Genomic DNA, 17,970 nt, shown 5'->3' with positions numbered 1-17,970 from the left:
GTCTCCATTTGCTTTTGGAGACCATATAAGTATATTTTGTAAACTAAATGTCAATTAGGCACCTAGAATCGCCTAGGTATACATGAGGAAACTTCGATGCTGGAATTAAAGCCGCAATGTTTTTCGTCGGAGTGCCCAAGCCGGGCGCTGTTCGACCAAATCGCAGACAAGTGGTCGATGATGGTTCTGGCGGTACTTGATGACGGGCCGCATCGTTTTAACGCCATCAGGCGTCGCCTGGAGGGCGTCACTCAGAAGGCCCTGACACAGTGCCTGCGGCGACTGGAACGAAATGGTCTTGTCTCGCGCCAGGTCATCTCGTTCTCGCCCGTAGCAGTCCAGTATGAGATCACCCCACTGGGTCGAACACTGCAGCAGCCATTTCGCGAATTGCATAAATGGACGCTCGACAAATTGCCTGAGGTTGAAACGGCCCGGTTGAAGTTTGACGAGGCCGCGCAGGTAAGCCTGACGGAGTGAATGACTTCGCAGGTTTGCCCGCGGTATCCATGAACCTACCAACGCTACTTTAAGTGCCTAATTGACTCTAGGTTTATCACGCATACCTTGTAAAGGTCGCCAACGATGGCCTCATTTTGATGCCTTCTTGTGACCTTTGACCAGCGCCTCTCTGCGACTCTCGACGATTGGCCAAGCGCCTTCGATATCGACGCGGCAACGCTGATCCCAGCGGCCTGACCTTTTTTGGGAAGCCCAATATGACGAGGACTAAAATGCGCGAAAATCTTCAGTTTTACATCGATGGTTCGTGGGTGGAGCCCGCTGGCAATATCGTAATAGATGTCATTAATCCGGCTGACGAAACGGTTGCCGGCCAGCTAGCGCTCGGCGGCACCCTCGACGTCAATAAAGCGGTCGCAGCCGCGAGAGCCGCCTTCCAGTCTTTCTCGCAAATATCGGTTGAGGAGCGTCTTGCACTCTTCGATCGAATCATCGCTGCCTACCAGTTGCGCGCACAGGATCTTGCGATAGCAGTGTCAGAGGAAATGGGCGCACCGCTATGGCTCGCCGAGAAATTACAAGTCACGGCCGGCCTGGCCCACATTCAAATCGCTCGCGCCGCGTTAGCCAAATACAGTTTCGAACACGAGATGGGCACCACTGAGATCGTACGCGAGCCGATTGGCGTTTGTGCGTTAATCACGCCATGGAATTGGCCGCTCAACCAGTTGACCTGCAAGGTGGCCGCAGCGTTGGCGACAGGCTGCACGATGGTGGTGAAGCCTTCTGAAGTGTCGCCCTTCTCGGCGACGATCTTTACCGAGATCATGCATGATGCCGGTGTACCAGCCGGTGTTTTTAATCTGGTACACGGAGACGGCAAAGGTGTTGGCGACGCACTGACGGGTCATCCTGAAGTCGATCTCGTCTCGTTTACTGGATCCACCCCCGCAGGCATCCAGGTCGCACGCAATGCTGCACTGACGGTGAAACGCGTACACCAGGAACTGGGCGGAAAGTCGCCGAACATCCTTTTGCCGAGTGCCGATTTTCCGTCAGCCGTGGCGGCGGGTGTGGCTCAAATTATGCTCAACAGCGGTCAATCATGTAATGCGCCGTCACGGATGCTTGTTCCATTTACACGAATGGCGGAGGTAGCCGATCTCGCGCGCACTGCGGCAGCGCAGTGGGTTGTCGGACACCCGGCAAGTAACGCAAAAATGGGGCCGGTCGCCTCCGAGGCACAATGGCGCAAGATCCAGAACCTGATCCAGGTCGGCATCGAAGAAGGTGCAACGCTGATAACAGGTGGTCTCGGCCGACCCGAAGGGCTCGACACCGGTTTCTATGTGCAACCGACCGTCTTCTCCAACGTGACGAATGACATGACTATCGCCCGCGAGGAGATCTTCGGTCCGGTGCTTGTCATCATCGGTTATGCCGATGAAGCCGATGCAGTGGCGATCGCCAATGACACCGTATTCGGTCTTGCCGCTTATGTTCAGGGCGAACATACAGCCGCCGAGGCAGTGGCGCGTAAACTTCGGGCCGGACAAGTCACGCTCAATTATGCCGACATGGATTTGGCGGCCCCGTTCGGGGGATACAAACAGTCGGGTAACGGTCGTGAATGGGGAGAAGTTGCGTTCGGCGATTTTCTCGAAACCAAAGCGATCGTTGGCTTTCGGCGGGCCGTGTGAAGGGCTTGCTGCTGGAATGAGTAGCGCCCTTTCCCTATGAAAAGTAGCGGCGTCCCAGAACGCCGGCTACTTATTCAGTAAGTGCGATCGTAAGGGGTTTTATAGCAGCGAAATGGGGTAATTAATGAAAATCCGGTTTTCATCAAACTCATTGGTGCTGAAATCCCTGCGAACACTCGAATTGCGCCATCTAACGCTGAGATTTTTCAGTGCACCGGACTGCACCACGTAGGCCAGTTCCGACTCTCGGCCCCACTCTTTGCCATCGGTGATCGAACCTGTGTGGACGTTATCACCGCTGATATATCGGTTCATTAATGTCAGGCCCGGGACACCGAGCACTGCGAAGTTAAAGTCATGGCGTAGCTGCCATGAGCGCTCCTGAGCGTTATCAAAACTGGCGTTATAGCTGTCGTTGGCCAATGTTCCACCACTGGTGCCGTTGACCCGCATCCAGGCGCTGTCGCCGGTGAGTTTTTGCAGGCCGACGTAGAAGGTGTTGCCGCCGTATCTGGCAGAGAGCAAGGCGAAGGTGGTCTTGTTGTCAAGGTCGCCGGCCAGGGCGCGGCCGTCTTCCTTGCCGTTGAAGAAGCCCAGGTTGGCGCCCAGGGTCCAGTCGCCCGCGGGTTGGCTGTGGCTGAGATTGACGTACTGTTGCTGGTAGATGTCGGTGAGCTCGGCGTACCACACGCCAACCTGAGTGCGCTTGTCGTTAAAGGTGTATTCGCCGCCGCCGAAGTTGAAGCGGTCGGAGGTGAACGCGGCTTTGCCGTTCATGAACATGTCTTCCATGCTCGCGTCGTTGCGCGGGCTGTTGCCGCGAAACTGGCCGCCGTAGAGAGTCAGGCCGGCGATTTCGTTGGACGTCACCTGGCCGCCACGAAAGGTCTGGGGCAGAGAACGACCATCGTCAGAGCGCAGGATCGGCAACACAGGCATCCATTCACCCACTTTCAATTCAGTCTTCGACAGCTTGGCTTTCAGCGCCACGCCCAGACGCCCAAAGTTATCGGCGGGGCGGCCGTCGTCGTGGATCGGCAGCAGTTGGGTACCGCCGGTGCCTTTGCCACCATCAAGCTTTTGGGAATAAAGACCTAATACATCGACACCGAATCCTATCGGCCCAGCGGTATAACCGGAACGAGCATCAAGGATGAAGCTCTGTGTCCACTCTTCGGCTTTATTCTGTGGAGCGGCGCTGTTGGGATAGGCCGGATTGATGAAGTTGCGATTGATGTAAGCGTTGCGCAAGTTGAGGGTGGCGGTAGCGCCATCGACAAAGCCGCTATTTTGATCGGCCTGAACAGCGGCTGACGTACCCGCGCAGAACGCAAGCGTCACAGTAATCAGGGATTGATGTGCAGGCACGCTGCGGAAAATAACAGGGTAGCGCATGATGTTTTCTCACAATGAGTTATTATTTTTGTTGTTGCGATTTTTGGCGTGTCATTCAACTTGTGCACAGGCAGCTCGAATAACTAACTACCAGTGACTGCGCAGCTCCCTTATGTGTCTTGTGATAATCCTTTATTGAGTAACTTGATAATTGGTTAACAGCACCTTAAGCAAAACCCGAGCGTGCGCAGACGCGAGCCTGAATCAATGCCTGTCATGGCACGCTCGTGGGGAATTGCTTGAGAACAACGACTGAGAGTTAAAACAGACTCGAACGCTCGGCGATCAACCCGCACTCCCTGGCGTTTTGCAACGTGTGTATTCCAATTGATAAAGCGTGGTTTCTGGTGCCATCGATTGCCCCTCCAACAGCCGTTGCAGCTCAGCGACAAAAGACTCGCCGGCGACGCGAACGTAGTCAGGCGCACACCCTTCGATCATGACGATCCAGGCCGGTATCTGGGTCCCTTCGGCGCGGGCTTTTTTCTCTGCGGTTTCAACCTTGCTCACGGCCTCATCAGCCACACACAAATGCACACCCGTAATACCTTGGGTATCAACGAGAGGCGGAAGCACGCGTTGGCGCAATGCGTCTGACACCGAGTTATGCCCCCCCTCGACAACGTCGAAACGGACCGTCAGCAAATACGCGCCCTGCCCCACACCGCTGGTATAAGTAACCTCGCATATGGATCGCGCGACGTTGCGATATGACTGCACCGACTGCTTTGTCCAAGCCGTCGGACTGTTGAGACGCGATAAATAATCCTGCCCTCCCAACACCTGCACAGTGTCAGCCTCATAGAGGTTGAAATAGGTCGGTCCGGCATCCAAAGCGATGTATCGACGTCCCCGCAAAAACCCCGGAATGCCAGCCCGCTCAGGCATGTGTTCCCGGTTATGCCACTCATAGAACTCGTCCCGCGCTTCGGGCAAAAGATCATGCCAGATCGCGACTACACCTGTTCCTGCAAAGCTCATAGCGTTTTCCTCCAGCGATAGTCAGTCAACATTGGGATGGCGACCGGCGACCCATGCAGCACCCATTTCAGCAACGTAAGGAACCACGGTCTGAAATTGTTCACCCAGCCCTTGGCCACCAACACGCATGGTGTCACCCGCCTTGAGGAATACCGGTGGCTTCTGCCCAAGCCCCACACCCGGTGGCGTACCGGTAATGATGACGTCACCCGGCAGTAGCGGCATGAAGCGACTGAGGTACGCGACAATGTGTGCAACGCTGAAAATCATTGTGCGGGTATTGCCGGTCTGGAGACGTTTGCCGTTCACGTCGAGCCAGAGATCAATGGCATGCGGGTCGGCAATTTCGTCGCGGGTGACCAGCCAAGGTCCCAGTGGAGCGAAGGAAAAACCGCTTTTCCCCTTGGCCCACTGCCCTTCGTACTCAAGCTGATAAGCCCGCTCGGAGACATCATTGGCCAGGCAATAACCGGCGATGTGATTCAACGCCTGCGACTCATCAATCTGCCAGGCAGGCGTACCGATAACGATGGCCAACTCGACTTCCCAATCAAGCTTCTGAGCCCCCGTTGGTAGAATCACCGGGTCATTGGGGCCGCTGATGGACGCGGTGTGTTTGTTGAAGACCACCGGCTGGCTCGGGATAGGTGTATTTGTTTCAGCCGCGTGATCGGAGTAGTTCAGGCCGATGCAAATCAGGTTCGGTACGCTGCCTACGCATGGACCAAGGCGTGTGCCCGGCGCCACCACCGGAAGCTTTTCAACGTCAACAGCACGTAGTTTTTCGAGCACCGACGGGCTCAGGGCAGACGCATCAATGTCGTCGACAATGCCCGAAAGGTCTCGCACGATCCCTTGCGAATCCAGGATTCCCGGCTGTTCCTGCCCCGGCAAACCAAAACGAACTAAGCGCATTTGTTACTCCTCCAGCGTTGAGAAATGGACAGACAACGAGCCTGCTTCGCCGAACTGAACATGCAGTGGCTGATTGACGGGCACATCGAGAACACCTGCATAGGACCCGGTGATAATCACCTGCCCTGCTTGCAGCCCTATCCCTTGTGTAGACAGAAAATTGGCCAGCCATACGATAGGCAACAACGGATCCCCGTCCGGATGGCGACCCTTGATATTCAAAAGCTCTGCCGTTGCATCGCTCAGGGTGATATCCAGTTCAGAGGGCATGCTGGCAGAGTTCGACAGCGTGATTGGCGCCCCAAGTACCAGGCCCTGATTGAATAGACCGTCCGCAAGCAATTGCTCGAACGGCAGAGTGTGTGGCTCGGTGTAACGGCAATCGATGACTTCCAATGCCACGTGCACGTCGCTGATCGCAGCAACGATCTGTTCAGCGGTATAAGGCTCGATACGTGCCGGCAAATCATGGGCCAGGACGCATGCCAATTCAGGCTCGATGCGCGCCTTATCGGCGTCGGCGGCCAGTCGGTAACGTTCGCCTTTTACAATGCTGTCGCTGTAGATCGGCGCAACGATCCACTTGCCTGCCGGGGGTAAGGCACACTTCCACCCCCCCACGGTTTTTCCAGCCAATGGCCCTACGTGCTGCTGAATGGCAAAACCTTGTGCGAGGCTGCTTGGCAGGTTCGGGCCTGGCAAGGCTGCCAGTCGAACACCCTCCAGCCGTGCACGGACCAGGGCAGCGGCGGCGATTTCCAGCCCTGCCCCCGCCTCGGTCCATGCAGGCGCAGGCGGGCTCATGTGTTCTCCGAATGAACGCTGTTCTGGCGCGGCCAAACCGTACCCAGCTTATTGGCTGCATCTTCGAGCAGCGCGTGCAATTCGTCATAACGTTCAGGCTGCATGCGCAAGACCGGGCCGGCGATACTCATCGTGCCGACCACAGTACCAGTCGGAATCAGCTTGACCGGTACGGCAATCGCCCAAACACCCGCCTCGGCTTCCTCAATGACCAAGCCATACCCGCGCTTGCGTGTCAGCGCCAGCTCGGCCAACAAACCTTCGATGCTGTTGATCGCTTTCGGCCCCTGCCCCATCCCGGCGTCAGCTTTCCCCAATCCACTACGCAGCGCATGCTCAATGGCCAGTTCATCAGGCATTGAGGCCAGCCAGGCTTTGCCATTCGCGGTGGCATAGAGATTGATGGGTTTATCCATGGCCGGCGAATACATGAGCCCCGGCGCGGCACCTTGGGCCGAAGACAGCCAGGACAAGGTGCCCTCGTTGACCACCGTCAGTCGCACCAACTCATGGCACTTAGCAGCCACTTGCTCAAGGATCGGCTGGACCAATTCCGGCAAGCCAATCCCATGTAAATAGCGCTGCCCCAACAGTGCCAGCTTGAGAGTCAGGCGGTATTGCGAGGTGGCTTCATCCTGCTCTGCCCACCCTTGTTCGACCAACTGAGCAAGCACGCGATGAGCAGGCCCCTTTTCCAAGCCCAACTCAGCTGCGATATCGGACATCCGCATCCAGCGAGCTTCGCGTGCCAGCAGCTCAATGGCCTCCAGGCAGCGGTCGACAGCACCTTTGACGACTCTCATATTTTTCTCGACTTATCTTTGACAATGAGGTGAATGTGAGCAACATTGTTCGTAATGGAACGACGTTCCAATAGTATGCAGGCACCTCTTGATAAGTCAAACCCGCTTGTACCCGGTTGACCTTATCGAGACAGAGCTACCACCGCAGACGGGGTCCAGGACGTGGTGAACGCCTGACAGATATTGAAAACCGCCCCTTCTGGTTCGGCTTTTTTATCAATAGACGTACACCTGTGTATGTTCAATCTTCCCGGAAGAACGCCCAATGCATCTCACCACCCCGCCTTACCTACAGAAGTCCGCGGGCAGCAAGATTGCGCATCATCGCTCGCAAGCCGAAAGTCCAGGGCGCAGCCGCATGACTGTAGGTGACGGTGTTACGCAGCGTGCCCAGCAGCGGGCTACCTATGCTGACCTCATCCCCTTGCTTATGCGTAAAGCCGCTTCCGGGCTCTTCACGATCTTGGGTAGGCGCAAACAATGTCCCGAGAAAAAGCATGAAGCCATCAGGGTATTGGTGATCGCCGCCGACAGTCTGGGCCACGAGATCCAACGGGTCACGGCTGATGAATGCCATGGAACTGCTGCCTTCAAGGATAAAGCCGTCTTCGCCCTGAACTTGCAAATCCACGACGCAATTGCGCACGTCATCGAGCGTAAACGCTTCATCGAACAGACGAATAAAGGGGCCGATCGCACAAGACGCATTGTTGTCCTTGGCCTTGCTCAACAGCAGTGCGCTGCGGCCTTCGAAATCACGCAAGTTGACGTCATTGCCCAAGGTGACGCCATGCACTTGGCCTCGACTGTTCACCGCCAGCACAATTTCCGGCTCGGGGTTGTTCCATTCAGACTTGTGATGGATTCCGATTTCGCTGCCGCTGCCCACTGCGGCCAGAACCGGTGCCTTGGTGAAAATTTCCGCGTCCGGGCCGATACCGACCTCCAGATATTGCGACCACATGCCCTGCTTGATCAGTACAGCTTTAAGGCGCATCGCGTCTGGCGAGCCCGGTTTGATTGCCCGCAAGTTATCGCCTATCGCTTCCTGCACCAAGCGGCGAACACTTTCGGCGTTGGCAGCGTCACCTCGGGCCTGCTCCTCGATTACCCGCTCAATCATGCTGGACGCGAACGTTACCCCGGCCGCCTTGATGACCTGCAAATCCGCTGGGGGCAACAGAGATGCCTTGCCGGGATCGGCATGGCTGCCGGTGTTCTCAAGCAACTCCTCGACGGTCCCGATGTACCTCCCAGGCGCCTGGCGAACAGCCAGCAACGGCGAGGTATGTTCCAGCAGTTCGCTTATCGTCGAAAAAGTTTCAGAAAGATCAAACACACCTTCATCGCGCAACACCACTGGCGAGGGTCCTGCAATCGCACCCGGGATCCAGGCGCGGCCGATCAGCGTTCCGGCCAAGCCATCCAGCGGCAGGGTGTTTTCGCGCGTCAGTTTCAAATTCGCCATAGAGCTTCCAGAGCAGTCAGCCATCAGAGCCGTAAAAGTAATGGACCGCTCCGGTAAATCCCAATGAAAGAAACTCACCAATCAATGCTGTTTCGTTATCGACAGACAAGGCCTTATCCGATGGAAAACGATCAAATTACGTTTGCCAGTGTCACCCGATGGCTGAAGATCAAACACCTGGTACTGGTCAATAGCCTGGCCAAGACCCGCAATATGCACACAACCGCAGAACACATGAATGTTACGCAACCGGCCATCAGTAAATTGCTTCGCGATCTGGAAGTACTCCTGGGCTTTCCATTGTTTGAACGTCAAACGCGCAACCTGGTCCTTACTGAACTAGGAGAGTTCGTGGCCCGTTATGCGCGTATTACCTTGGAAGACACGGAATCGTTCGTCGACCAAGTCAACAAGCTGCGAAAAGGCGGGCATGGTCATTTAAAAATCGGCACCATTTTCGCCGCAACATCAGTGGTGCTGCCTGAAGCTATCGCCAGCATAAAACGTGAGCGCCCCCTCCTTTCTATCGAGGTGATCGAACAAACCAGCAATCACTTGCTGGAAATGCTCGAACAAAAAAAACTCGATTTAATCATCGCACGCTTCACGGATGAGGATTGCCAGCCCTTCGAATTTACGTCGCTGGGACCTGAACCCTTCTGCCTTGTCGCGAACAGCACACATCCTCTGTGCCAACTTGAGGAGGTCCCCACTGACGCACTCAGCGAATGGCCATGGGTCATGTATCCCTTTAACACGCCGATCCGACAACGCATGGAGCGTGCGTTCAGGACGTTCCGGATAGTCCCGCCGACCAATACAGTGGAGACCATTTCGATGCAGACCTTCCTGCAGTTGCTGCAGTCTGGGCCAATGCTTGCCATGCTCCCCGAGTCAATGGTCCAGTCGCAACTGCAAAATGGGCAGCTACAAATCCTCAATACCCCCTTCAAGGTTGAATCTCAGGATTACGGGGTTATCACCCGCAAGGATGAGCCCCTGTCAGAGCCCATGCGGATGTTTGTTGCGACCTTATTAGCGTTCGCCAAACTGCGGCAAACGACTACAGAGAAGAGGCCCTGCACCGATCCCGGTAAAAGTCGATGAGGCAAAGTTATCGAGCAATCGAAAGCTCTCATTAGGCAGCCATTTCTATGAATCCTATAGTGCCGCCACAAAACTGCGGCGCTATTGGCGACCGCGCACCACCCAGCAGCCCGTGAGGATGCGATGGAACTGATCATGAAAACCGGCGCAGCAGCTGTGCTGCGTTTGAACCCGCTGGACGATGTGCTTATCGCACGCCGGCCGCTAATCGCGGGCGAAATCCTTGAGCAGGAAGGCGTGACGGTCCTTCAAGCGATTGTGCCGGGCCATAAAGTGGCCTCCCGGCGTATCGAAGCCGGTCAACCGGTAAGACGCTATGGGCAAATCATTGGTTTTGCCGTTGTCGACATAGAAGCAGGCGAGCATATCCATGTGCATAACCTCGCCATGGGGGAATTCACTCGAGATTATGCGTTCAGCGTCGATGCGAAGCCCCACGTCAAGCTGAGTGAAGCCCCATCGTTCATGGGTATCGTACGCCCGGATGGACGCGTCGCGACGCGCAACTACATCGGCATTCTTACCTCAGTGAATTGCTCTGCCACAGTCGCCCGGGCCATCGCAGACCATTTTCGTCGGGACATCAATCCCGCTGCACTGCAAGCGTATCCAAACGTCGACGGTGTTGTTGCGCTCACGCATTCTGCCGGCTGCGCCGTTGACCCTGCGGGCGACGGTCTGAGCCTGTTGCGTCGGACATTGGCGGGGTATGCGACCCACGCCAACTTTGCCGCCGTGCTGGTCATCGGGTTGGGCTGCGAGACGAACCAAATCGACTCATTACTCGCGACGCAAGGACTCACCCGTAGCAATACGCTGCGAACGTTCAATATTCAGGACAGTGGCGGTACGTCCAAAGCCATCGCCAGTGGCATTGACCACGTGAAGGAATTGCTTGGCGAGGCCAATCGGATCCAACGTGAGTCGGTCAGCGCTCGTCATCTGATCGTTGGGCTTCAGTGTGGTGGCTCGGATGGCTACTCCGGTATTACGGCCAACCCTGCGTTGGGCAATGCAGTGGATCGCCTGGTCGCCTGTGGCGGTACCGCGATTCTTTCTGAAACCCCTGAAATATACGGTGCCGAACACTTGCTGACACGACGGGCAGTCAGCCGTGAAGTCGGCGAAAAACTTATCGCTCGAATTCATTGGTGGGAACGCTACTGCGAGCGTATGGGGGCCGAATTAAACAATAACCCCTCCGCCGGCAACAAGGCAGGTGGCTTGACCACCATCCTGGAAAAGTCGCTGGGCGCTGTGGCAAAGGCTGGCTCGAGCAACCTGATGGATGTCTACGAATATGCCCAGTCCGTCACTGCCAACGGGCTGGTTTTCATGGACACCCCTGGCTATGACCCCGTCTCCGCAACCGGCCAGGTCGCTGGCGGTGCCAACCTGATTGCGTTTACCACCGGGCGCGGATCGGCCTATGGCTGTGCCCCTGCGCCATCAATCAAGCTGGCAACCAATAGCGCCTTGTGGGCGCGTCAGCGAGAAGACATGGACATCAACTGCGGCGAAATAGCCGAAGACACATTGACCATCGAAGCGTGCGGTGCAGCGATCTTTGAAACCATGCTACGCATCGCCTCGGGCGAGCGCAGCATGAGCGAACAACACGGATACGGACAAAATGAGTTCGTGCCTTGGCAGATCGGCGCCGTCACCTGATTTTCAGTGCTGGGAACGCCTTGCCCAGCTATCGCTTGCACATTCAACCTGGAGACCACCATGTCCCTCATCACCGGCCAGAATTTTATCGGCGGTCAGCGCAGCGCTGCCGGCAGTATGATCGTCAAGAGTGTGGATGCCAGCACAGGGGAGACCTTGCCCTATGCCTTCCACCAGGCGACGCCGCAAGAAATCGAGGATGCGGCTCGCGCAGCCAACAACGCCTTTTCCAGCTACCGCAGCCTGAGCGCGAGCAAACGGGCTGAATTCCTCGATGCCATCGCTGAAGAACTGGAGGCTTTGGACGATGAGTTTATTGCCCTGGTTTGCCGTGAAACAGCATTGCCTGCAGCTCGTATCCAAGGCGAACGCGCACGTACCAGTGGCCAAATGCGCCTGTTTGCAAATGTACTGCGCCGCGGTGACTTCTACGGAGCTCGCATCGACCAAGCTTTACCCCTCCGCAAGCCATTGCCACGCCCTGACCTTCGCCAGTACCGCACTGCGATCGGTCCGGTTGCTGTGTTCGGTGCCAGTAACTTTCCGTTGGCCTTCTCCACGGCCGGCGGCGATACCGCCTCGGCCCTCGCGGCGGGTTGTCCGGTGGTATTCAAAGCCCACAGCGGCCACATGGCTACTGCAGAACAGGTTGCCAACGCAATTATCCGCGCGGCCGAGCGCAGCGGCATGCCCGCCGGTGTCTTCAACATGATTTATGGCAGCGGCGTAGGCGAAGCCTTGGTCAAACACCCGCTCATCAAGGGCGTTGGTTTTACCGGTTCGCTCAAAGGTGGTAGAGCATTGTGTGACATGGCCGCCGCTCGCCCCGAGCCCATTCCAGTCTTCGCCGAGATGTCGAGCATCAACCCGGTAGTGATCCTGCCTCAGGCACTCTCGCGTCGAGCCGACAGTATCGCTCACGATCTTGCCGCCTCGGTGGTTCAAGGTTGTGGGCAGTTCTGCACCAATCCCGGAGTGGTGGTTGGCATTCGCTCGGATGCATTCAGTGCCTTTCAGAATAGAGTCGCAGCGCTGATAAACGACCAACCGGCGCAGACAATGCTCAACGCAGGCACCCTGCGCAGCTATGCGGCTGGCCTGCAGAACCTGCACGCGCACCCCGGCATCGTGCACCTGGCTGGCAGCAACCAACAGGGACACCAGGCCCAGCCACAATTGTTCAAGGCCGATGTAAAGTTACTGCTGAACGGCGACAAGGTCCTTCAAGAAGAAATCTTTGGCCCCACCTCTATCTTCATCGAGGTCAATGACCAATCGCAGCTCAACGCCGCCATAAATGCCCTTCACGGACAGTTGACCGCAACCTTGATCGGTGAGCCAGAAGACCTGACGCAATTCGCAGAGTTGACTGCTTTGTTGGAGGTGAAGGTCGGCCGCATCCTCATCAATGGCTACCCAACGGGTGTCGAGGTCTGCGATTCAATGGTGCACGGCGGCCCTTATCCTGCGACGTCCGACAGTCGCGGCACCTCGGTCGGCACGTTGGCTATCGACCGTTTCCTGAGACCCGTCTGCTTCCAAAACTACCCTGATGCATTGCTGCCAGACGCTCTCAAGAACGCGAATCCGCTGAACATTTTCAGACTGGTCGACGGGCATCTTTCCCAAGACAGCTTGTAAGCCCACAGGCGTCCCAATAGAGCTGTAGACAACTTCAAAAGCACTTGACGGGCGGACGAGCGTTGTCCTCCCGTCAAGTCGCTGTGCAAGCCCTACAGACACTGCGTTCGCACCGTCGCGAAGCCCACATTGAGCGTTTCGTCGCATAAGTCATGGCCGAATTCTATTACTGGTTTCATCCAGTCAACTGCACCTTGACAACCGCCTTTCCAAAGTAACAACATTACTAATGGAACACGGTTACAATAATAAAAATCTAAAAGACGGAGACACGTCATGAATCAAAGCACATTGGTTGAGCCTCATTCCAAACGACAGTCAAGGAAAGCCGCTGCCAGCGGCTGGATCGGTTCGGCTCTGGAGTATTACGACTTTTTCATCTACGCCACTGCAGCAGCCTTGCTTTTCCCGCAGCTGTTTTTCCCAACAGACAATCCGACCGTAGGCATCATCGTCTCGCTGGCAAGCTTCGGCGTTGGGTACATCGCTCGTCCAATCGGAGCCGTGGTATTAGGGCACCTGGGCGATCGCCATGGACGCAAGACCGTACTGGTCTACTGCATGTTCTTGATGGGCTTTTCGACCGTAAGCATCGGACTGCTTCCTACTTATCAGCAGATCGGTGTCTGGGCTCCTGCCCTGTTGATTTTTTTGCGTTTGATTCAGGGATTTGCAGTCGCTGGCGAGGTGTCGTGTGCCAGCTCCATGACCCTGGAACACGCCCCCGATGGACGCCGAGGTTATTTCGCAAGCTTTACGCTTCAAGGCGTACAAGCCGGACAACTACTCGCGGCTGGGGTTTTCCTGCCTCTGGCCCAGTTCATGCCAGCTGATCAATTTGCTGCATGGGGCTGGCGAATTCCATTCCTGCTCAGTGCCCTGGTGCTGGTCGCCGGATGGATCATTCGCCGTGAAGTTCATGAAGCGCCGGTATTCACCGAGGCGCAGACCAAAGGCGAGACACGCAAATTACCTGTGGTCGAAGTGTTCACCCAGAGCTGGCGAGATGTGTTGCGAGTGATTTGCATGGCCCTGTCTGCAGTCCTTGCAATCGTTGCCTCCGTATTCGGTGCAACTTATGCAGTCCAGCCTGCCTACGGCATTGGCTTTCCTTCCGGCGTATTCATGTGGATACCGGTGTTAGGCAATCTGTGTGCCGTGATACTTATCCCCTTCGTAGGCAAGCTCTCTGACAGGATTGGTCGCCGGCCTCCGGTAATTGTGGGTGTTCTTAGCGGCGGACTGCTGTCATTTGCGTATCTCTATGCGATCAGCATTCACAACCTATGGCTTTCGTTGATACTGTCGCTCCTCATGTGGGGCGTGGCTTACCAGGGCTTCAATGGCGTCTTCCCAAGCCTGTTCCCAGAACTGTTCCGTACACGCGTCCGTGTTACCGGCATGGCCATTGGTCAGAATATCGGCGTAGCGTGCACAGCATTTCTGCCAGCCCTTTTCGTATCGATTGCGCCTCCCGGAACCGAGAATATCCCGCTGAAAATCGGAGCGTTGACCTTCGGTATCTGCGTAATCTCTGCGATTGCTGCATTTACTACCCGCGAAACATACCGGATTCGCCTGAAGGACCTCGGTGACCCTAATGCGGTCCCGATGTCTAAAGAGGAATACGAATGGGTGCAGGAACAGTCCAATTCCAAATCGCAAGCCAATGCAGTCCAATCAGTGCCAGCGACACGCTCCTGACAGTCTGGCCTGATACCACCACCGCGCTGTTCAATTCCTCTGCACAGCGCTTAGAGTAATACGGCAGTAACAATGCACATGTTGTCAGTAGCGGGTTCCGATATCCCCTACTGACAATTGGCGTGCCACTGCCAACGCCCGTAGGTTGACATGCATCCACGTATTACTGGCAGCACTCGTATATATGGATTAGTTGGTGCCCCCCTCAAGAGCGCCAAGTCCCCAATGCTGTTGAACAGGTTATTTGCCGAAGCGCAGTCTGACGCCATCTGCATTCCACTGGAGGTCGGTCCCGAAGGCCTGGCTGACTTTGTGAGAGGCATACGAGCCGTGAGCAACCTTGCCGGGCTACTGGTCACCATGCCGCACAAGCAGAGCATGCTTGACGTTGTGGACGTTCTTCACCCTACTGCGCGTCAGATCGGCGCAATCAATGTCATTCGCTGTGATAGCGACGGACGCTGGGTGGGTGCCGTGTTCGACGGGCTTGGCTGCGTGCTGGGCATGCAGCGCCAAGGCGTCAGCCTGTTGGGGAAATCCGTTCTGCTTATTGGTGCGGGCGGCTCGGGAAGGGCAATCGCGTTTGCCGTTGCCGCTGCTGGCGCCCGATCGTTGATCATTTCTGACCTGGATGCGCACCGCGCCCTGGACCTGGCGCAATGTGTCGCCAAAGAGGGTCCTTGCGCTGTGCATGTAGGCCCAGCAGATGCTGCAGGCCATGACATTGTGATCAATGCTACCCCGCTCGGCATGAACCCTGATGACCCGATGCCGATAGACGCAAAGCAGCTGGCCTCAACTACGGTGGTGGTCGACATCATCACCAGGTCCGAGCCGACCGCCCTGCTGCTGGAAGCGCAATCGCGTGGCTGCCGAACGCTTGATGGCCACCCTATGCACTTGGGCCAAGCCCTGTTGGCATTAAGCTTTCTTGGTTTCGAAGATATAGAACGTCGCTACTCGAGCGGATTGTAAGGATCGCGTATACCCCACCCCGATCGTCACCCTGCCCCGCCTCTTAATACCCTCTATCGAACCAGTCAACGATGTGCACATGCCCCGCATGTGCACATTTTTGCGTGCCCGTTGAAATTGCATCTCAGCTTAGTTGCCCACACCACTCCGCAGCAAAACGAAACTGACTTCCGTTCGTAATCGACTCGTGCTAGCCTGCGGACAACCTCGCAATAGCGGCTCGCACGTTGTTATTTTTGTACTTGACCCGCAATCCCGAGGGCACCGGCAAGCTAGTCAAACTCTCTTGTTTATAAGGAATGAATGTTGAAAGTCGTTCTTCTGGAAGTCAGCCACTGGCACACCCCGCTCTACCTTGACGCCCTTGAGCGTTTGCCTGATGTGACCGTCACGGCGGTATCTGACGCCACGGGATCGCGTGGTCCAGCCCTTGCTCAACGCTTCGGGGCGCAGCCGTACGATCACTGGAAAAACCTGCTGGATAACGAAGAAGCTGATTTTGCGTTCGCCTTTGGTCCGCACGATGAGCTGTATGCCATGGGCAAAGAATTGATCGAACGCAACATTCCGTTCGCGATGGAGAAGCCTTGCGGGCTCAACCGGGACGAAGTGCTGGATCTGTATCGACGTGCTGAAGCCGCAGATCTGTTCGTAGCGGTCCCATTGGTTTGGAGACACAGTGAATTACTGAACCGTCTCAAACAAGCGGCGCTTGAGAGCGGTGCAAAGTGGAGAACCCAGTCGTTTCGATTCAACGCCGGGCCACCCGAACGCTACCTGATGAACAGCTGCTCCTGGATGCTTGACCCGAAACGCTCGGGGGGCGGTTGCACGATCAACCTGGCCGTTCATTTCATCGATCTGGTTCAGGAGATTTCCGGAGAGCGCATCCGCAGCGTGTCCGCAATGATGTATCGCGACCCGCAGCTGACAGCGGTAGAGATCGGCTCAATGATGACGCTGGTGACCGAGAGCGGCTGCATCTGCACCATCGAGACTGGCTACAACTACCCGGGGAATACTCCCGAGCAACGGGAGTACTCCTTTTCATTGTCAACCGATCAGTTCTACGCGCGCTCGACCCCGGATGGCATGCGCCTGACCGACGCTGCTGGCCAGGCAAGTGACCTTCATATGAGCCTGAACTCAGACGTGTATTACGACAACTTCGTAACCGACGTCCTGGCCCCTGGCCGTGAGACTGCATATACAGGCGCAGGACTTGCAACGATGCACAGCGTCATGAGTATCATCGAGGCTGCCTATGAGTCAGATCGCCTCGGTGGCGCTCCCATCACGCTCTAGCACCCACGACGCAAGGTTGCTGGCCATGGCCAGCAACAAAGAGGATTGAAAAATTGTCACATATTGGCCGCTACTTCAACACCCTGGAACTGCTGCTTTCCCATCCAGGCGGTCTCGCCCTGTCCGAAATCAGCGAGCAGACCCAAGTCGCCATGGCCACGGCTCACCGCATATTGAGCGCGCTTCGAGAACGAGGCTACGTCTATCAGGACGAACAGGATCACTACCGCCTGACACTGAAGATCCCCAGCATGGGTGTGAGCTACATTGCTGAAACGGGCTTCGCCAAGATCATGCAACCTTTACTGAACGATCTGGCCAGCGAAACCGGCGAGCACGTTCGGTTGGCGGAGGTTGCTGAGGATCATCTGACCTGGGTACTGCAGGCCACGAAAAATACCAAAGGCCTTCAGTACCGCCGCGCCCTGGATGAAAAAATCATTCCTCACACCACCGCGGCAGGCAAAGTGTGGCTTTCCACCATGCGCGATGAGCGCGCAATGCGAATTCTTGCCGCCTGGGACATCGAGAACACTCGAGACTACGCGGGGCCAAATGCGCGCGTTTCGATTCGCGACATCTTTGATGACATCGCCTTGATCCGTAAAGAAGGGTACGCAGTAGTTCGCGAAGAAGGTGAAGTGGGCGTGTGTGTGGTGGCGGCAGCTGTGTTCGACAGCTCACGACCAGACAGCTCGCTCCCGGTGGGCACCCTGAGCATCGCCGGCCCAATTGCACGTATGCGAGAAGACACCCTGGGCGCTCATATAGAAAGCTTGAAGCGCGCAGCCATCAAGGTGGGCGAGCACTGGGCACTATGGACCTCGGTCAGTGGAAAGGATTCACTGCCTACGCGGTAGCACCGAGCTTACCGTTGCGACCATGAACAGCTCCAGCAGGCCTTGGCCCGCAGAACGCTTATGATTGCGCGCGGGCCTATTGCGGGTGACAACGCTGTCGCTTGGACCTGGGGATAGTGCAAGCCTCAGGGCCACTGGAGCAATCAGGTCGCAAGCCGCAACGACACGCGACCCAAAGG

Annotated in this window: 15 protein-coding genes; 9 read left to right on the top strand and 6 right to left on the bottom strand. The window is 56.4% G+C overall.

Annotated elements, in window-relative coordinates:
• Nucleotides 1-96: 96 nt before the first annotated feature.
• Complete coding sequence (locus tag FBY10_RS17290; RefSeq protein WP_145337147.1) at nucleotides 97-480, top strand: helix-turn-helix domain-containing protein; 384 nt, start codon at nucleotides 97-99, stop codon at nucleotides 478-480.
• 254 nt (nucleotides 481-734) lie between these two features.
• The gene (locus FBY10_RS17285) at nucleotides 735-2,162 is read left to right on the top strand and encodes an aldehyde dehydrogenase family protein (protein WP_145337146.1); all 1,428 of its coding nucleotides are present in this window, start codon (nucleotides 735-737) and stop codon (nucleotides 2,160-2,162) included.
• A gap of 99 nt (nucleotides 2,163-2,261) precedes the next feature.
• Here FBY10_RS17285 and FBY10_RS17280 read toward each other — a convergent pair whose 3' ends face one another.
• The 6 genes from FBY10_RS17280 to FBY10_RS17255 form a co-directional block, all read right to left on the bottom strand.
• Entirely contained in the window at nucleotides 2,262-3,557 is a 1,296-nt protein-coding gene (locus FBY10_RS17280) for an OprD family porin (RefSeq protein WP_145337145.1), read from the bottom strand.
• A gap of 285 nt (nucleotides 3,558-3,842) precedes the next feature.
• On the bottom strand, nucleotides 3,843-4,538 hold the full coding sequence (locus FBY10_RS17275; protein WP_145337144.1) for a DUF4286 family protein: 696 nt from the start codon (nucleotides 4,536-4,538) through the stop codon (nucleotides 3,843-3,845).
• Nucleotides 4,539-4,559: 21 nt separating this feature from the next.
• Complete coding sequence (locus FBY10_RS17270) at nucleotides 4,560-5,453, bottom strand: fumarylacetoacetate hydrolase family protein (RefSeq protein WP_145337143.1); 894 nt, start codon at nucleotides 5,451-5,453, stop codon at nucleotides 4,560-4,562.
• A gap of 3 nt (nucleotides 5,454-5,456) precedes the next feature.
• Nucleotides 5,457-6,257: a fumarylacetoacetate hydrolase family protein gene (locus FBY10_RS17265; RefSeq protein ID WP_145337142.1), complete on the bottom strand. Its 801-nt coding sequence runs from the start codon at nucleotides 6,255-6,257 to the stop codon at nucleotides 5,457-5,459.
• On the bottom strand, nucleotides 6,254-7,060 hold the full coding sequence (locus FBY10_RS17260) for an IclR family transcriptional regulator (RefSeq protein WP_145337141.1): 807 nt from the start codon (nucleotides 7,058-7,060) through the stop codon (nucleotides 6,254-6,256). The genes FBY10_RS17265 and FBY10_RS17260 overlap by 4 nt, the downstream gene beginning before the upstream one ends.
• Nucleotides 7,061-7,349: 289 nt before the next feature.
• On the bottom strand, nucleotides 7,350-8,528 hold the full coding sequence (locus FBY10_RS17255) for a fumarylacetoacetate hydrolase family protein (protein ID WP_145337140.1): 1,179 nt from the start codon (nucleotides 8,526-8,528) through the stop codon (nucleotides 7,350-7,352).
• A gap of 120 nt (nucleotides 8,529-8,648) precedes the next feature.
• Here FBY10_RS17255 and FBY10_RS17250 point away from each other — a divergent pair, with 120 nt between their 5' ends.
• From FBY10_RS17250 to FBY10_RS17220, 7 genes are all read left to right on the top strand, one after another.
• Nucleotides 8,649-9,635, top strand: coding sequence for a LysR family transcriptional regulator (locus tag FBY10_RS17250; RefSeq protein WP_145337139.1), 987 nt, complete (start codon nucleotides 8,649-8,651; stop codon nucleotides 9,633-9,635).
• Between the two features lie 123 nt (nucleotides 9,636-9,758).
• Complete coding sequence (locus tag FBY10_RS17245) at nucleotides 9,759-11,306, top strand: UxaA family hydrolase (RefSeq protein ID WP_145337138.1); 1,548 nt, start codon at nucleotides 9,759-9,761, stop codon at nucleotides 11,304-11,306.
• Between the two features lie 60 nt (nucleotides 11,307-11,366).
• The gene (locus tag FBY10_RS17240) at nucleotides 11,367-12,947 is read left to right on the top strand and encodes an aldehyde dehydrogenase (NADP(+)) (RefSeq protein ID WP_145337137.1); all 1,581 of its coding nucleotides are present in this window, start codon (nucleotides 11,367-11,369) and stop codon (nucleotides 12,945-12,947) included.
• A gap of 276 nt (nucleotides 12,948-13,223) precedes the next feature.
• The gene (locus FBY10_RS17235) at nucleotides 13,224-14,651 is read left to right on the top strand and encodes an MFS transporter (protein ID WP_145337136.1); all 1,428 of its coding nucleotides are present in this window, start codon (nucleotides 13,224-13,226) and stop codon (nucleotides 14,649-14,651) included.
• Between the two features lie 150 nt (nucleotides 14,652-14,801).
• On the top strand, nucleotides 14,802-15,626 hold the full coding sequence (locus tag FBY10_RS17230) for a shikimate dehydrogenase (protein ID WP_145337135.1): 825 nt from the start codon (nucleotides 14,802-14,804) through the stop codon (nucleotides 15,624-15,626).
• A gap of 306 nt (nucleotides 15,627-15,932) precedes the next feature.
• Nucleotides 15,933-16,931 carry a Gfo/Idh/MocA family oxidoreductase gene (locus FBY10_RS17225; RefSeq protein ID WP_145337134.1) on the top strand — a complete coding sequence of 333 codons (999 nt, stop codon included), beginning with the start codon at nucleotides 15,933-15,935 and terminating at the stop codon, nucleotides 16,929-16,931.
• Between the two features lie 53 nt (nucleotides 16,932-16,984).
• A complete protein-coding gene (locus FBY10_RS17220; RefSeq protein ID WP_145337133.1) occupies nucleotides 16,985-17,791 on the top strand; it encodes an IclR family transcriptional regulator in 807 nt (268 codons plus the stop codon).
• Nucleotides 17,792-17,970: the final 179 nt, after the last annotated feature.

It is taken from the genome of Pseudomonas sp. SJZ103 (assembly GCF_007828335.1).
Classification (GTDB): domain Bacteria; phylum Pseudomonadota; class Gammaproteobacteria; order Pseudomonadales; family Pseudomonadaceae; genus Aquipseudomonas.
The sequence above is the reverse complement of the archived record's forward strand: the minus strand, read 5'-3'. Positions and strand labels throughout refer to the sequence as shown.

Bases quoted from the DNA above. Each gene is read 5' to 3' on its own strand.
- FBY10_RS17290 (WP_145337147.1), top strand. From the start codon at position 97: ATGCTGGAATTAAAGCCGCAATGTTTTTCGTCGGAGTGCCCAAGCCGG.
- FBY10_RS17270 (WP_145337143.1), bottom strand. From the start codon at position 5,453: ATGCGCTTAGTTCGTTTTGGTTTGCCGGGGCAGGAACAGCCGGGAATC.
- FBY10_RS17260 (WP_145337141.1), bottom strand. From the start codon at position 7,060: ATGAGAGTCGTCAAAGGTGCTGTCGACCGCTGCCTGGAGGCCATTGAG.
- FBY10_RS17280 (WP_145337145.1), bottom strand. From the start codon at position 3,557: ATGCGCTACCCTGTTATTTTCCGCAGCGTGCCTGCACATCAATCCCTG.
- FBY10_RS17265 (WP_145337142.1), bottom strand. From the start codon at position 6,257: ATGAGCCCGCCTGCGCCTGCATGGACCGAGGCGGGGGCAGGGCTGGAA.
- FBY10_RS17275 (WP_145337144.1), bottom strand. From the start codon at position 4,538: ATGAGCTTTGCAGGAACAGGTGTAGTCGCGATCTGGCATGATCTTTTG.
- FBY10_RS17285 (WP_145337146.1), top strand. From the start codon at position 735: ATGCGCGAAAATCTTCAGTTTTACATCGATGGTTCGTGGGTGGAGCCC.
- FBY10_RS17240 (WP_145337137.1), top strand. From the start codon at position 11,367: ATGTCCCTCATCACCGGCCAGAATTTTATCGGCGGTCAGCGCAGCGCT.
- FBY10_RS17230 (WP_145337135.1), top strand. From the start codon at position 14,802: ATGCATCCACGTATTACTGGCAGCACTCGTATATATGGATTAGTTGGT.
- FBY10_RS17250 (WP_145337139.1), top strand. From the start codon at position 8,649: ATGGAAAACGATCAAATTACGTTTGCCAGTGTCACCCGATGGCTGAAG.
- FBY10_RS17245 (WP_145337138.1), top strand. From the start codon at position 9,759: ATGGAACTGATCATGAAAACCGGCGCAGCAGCTGTGCTGCGTTTGAAC.
- FBY10_RS17255 (WP_145337140.1), bottom strand. From the start codon at position 8,528: ATGGCGAATTTGAAACTGACGCGCGAAAACACCCTGCCGCTGGATGGC.
- FBY10_RS17235 (WP_145337136.1), top strand. From the start codon at position 13,224: ATGAATCAAAGCACATTGGTTGAGCCTCATTCCAAACGACAGTCAAGG.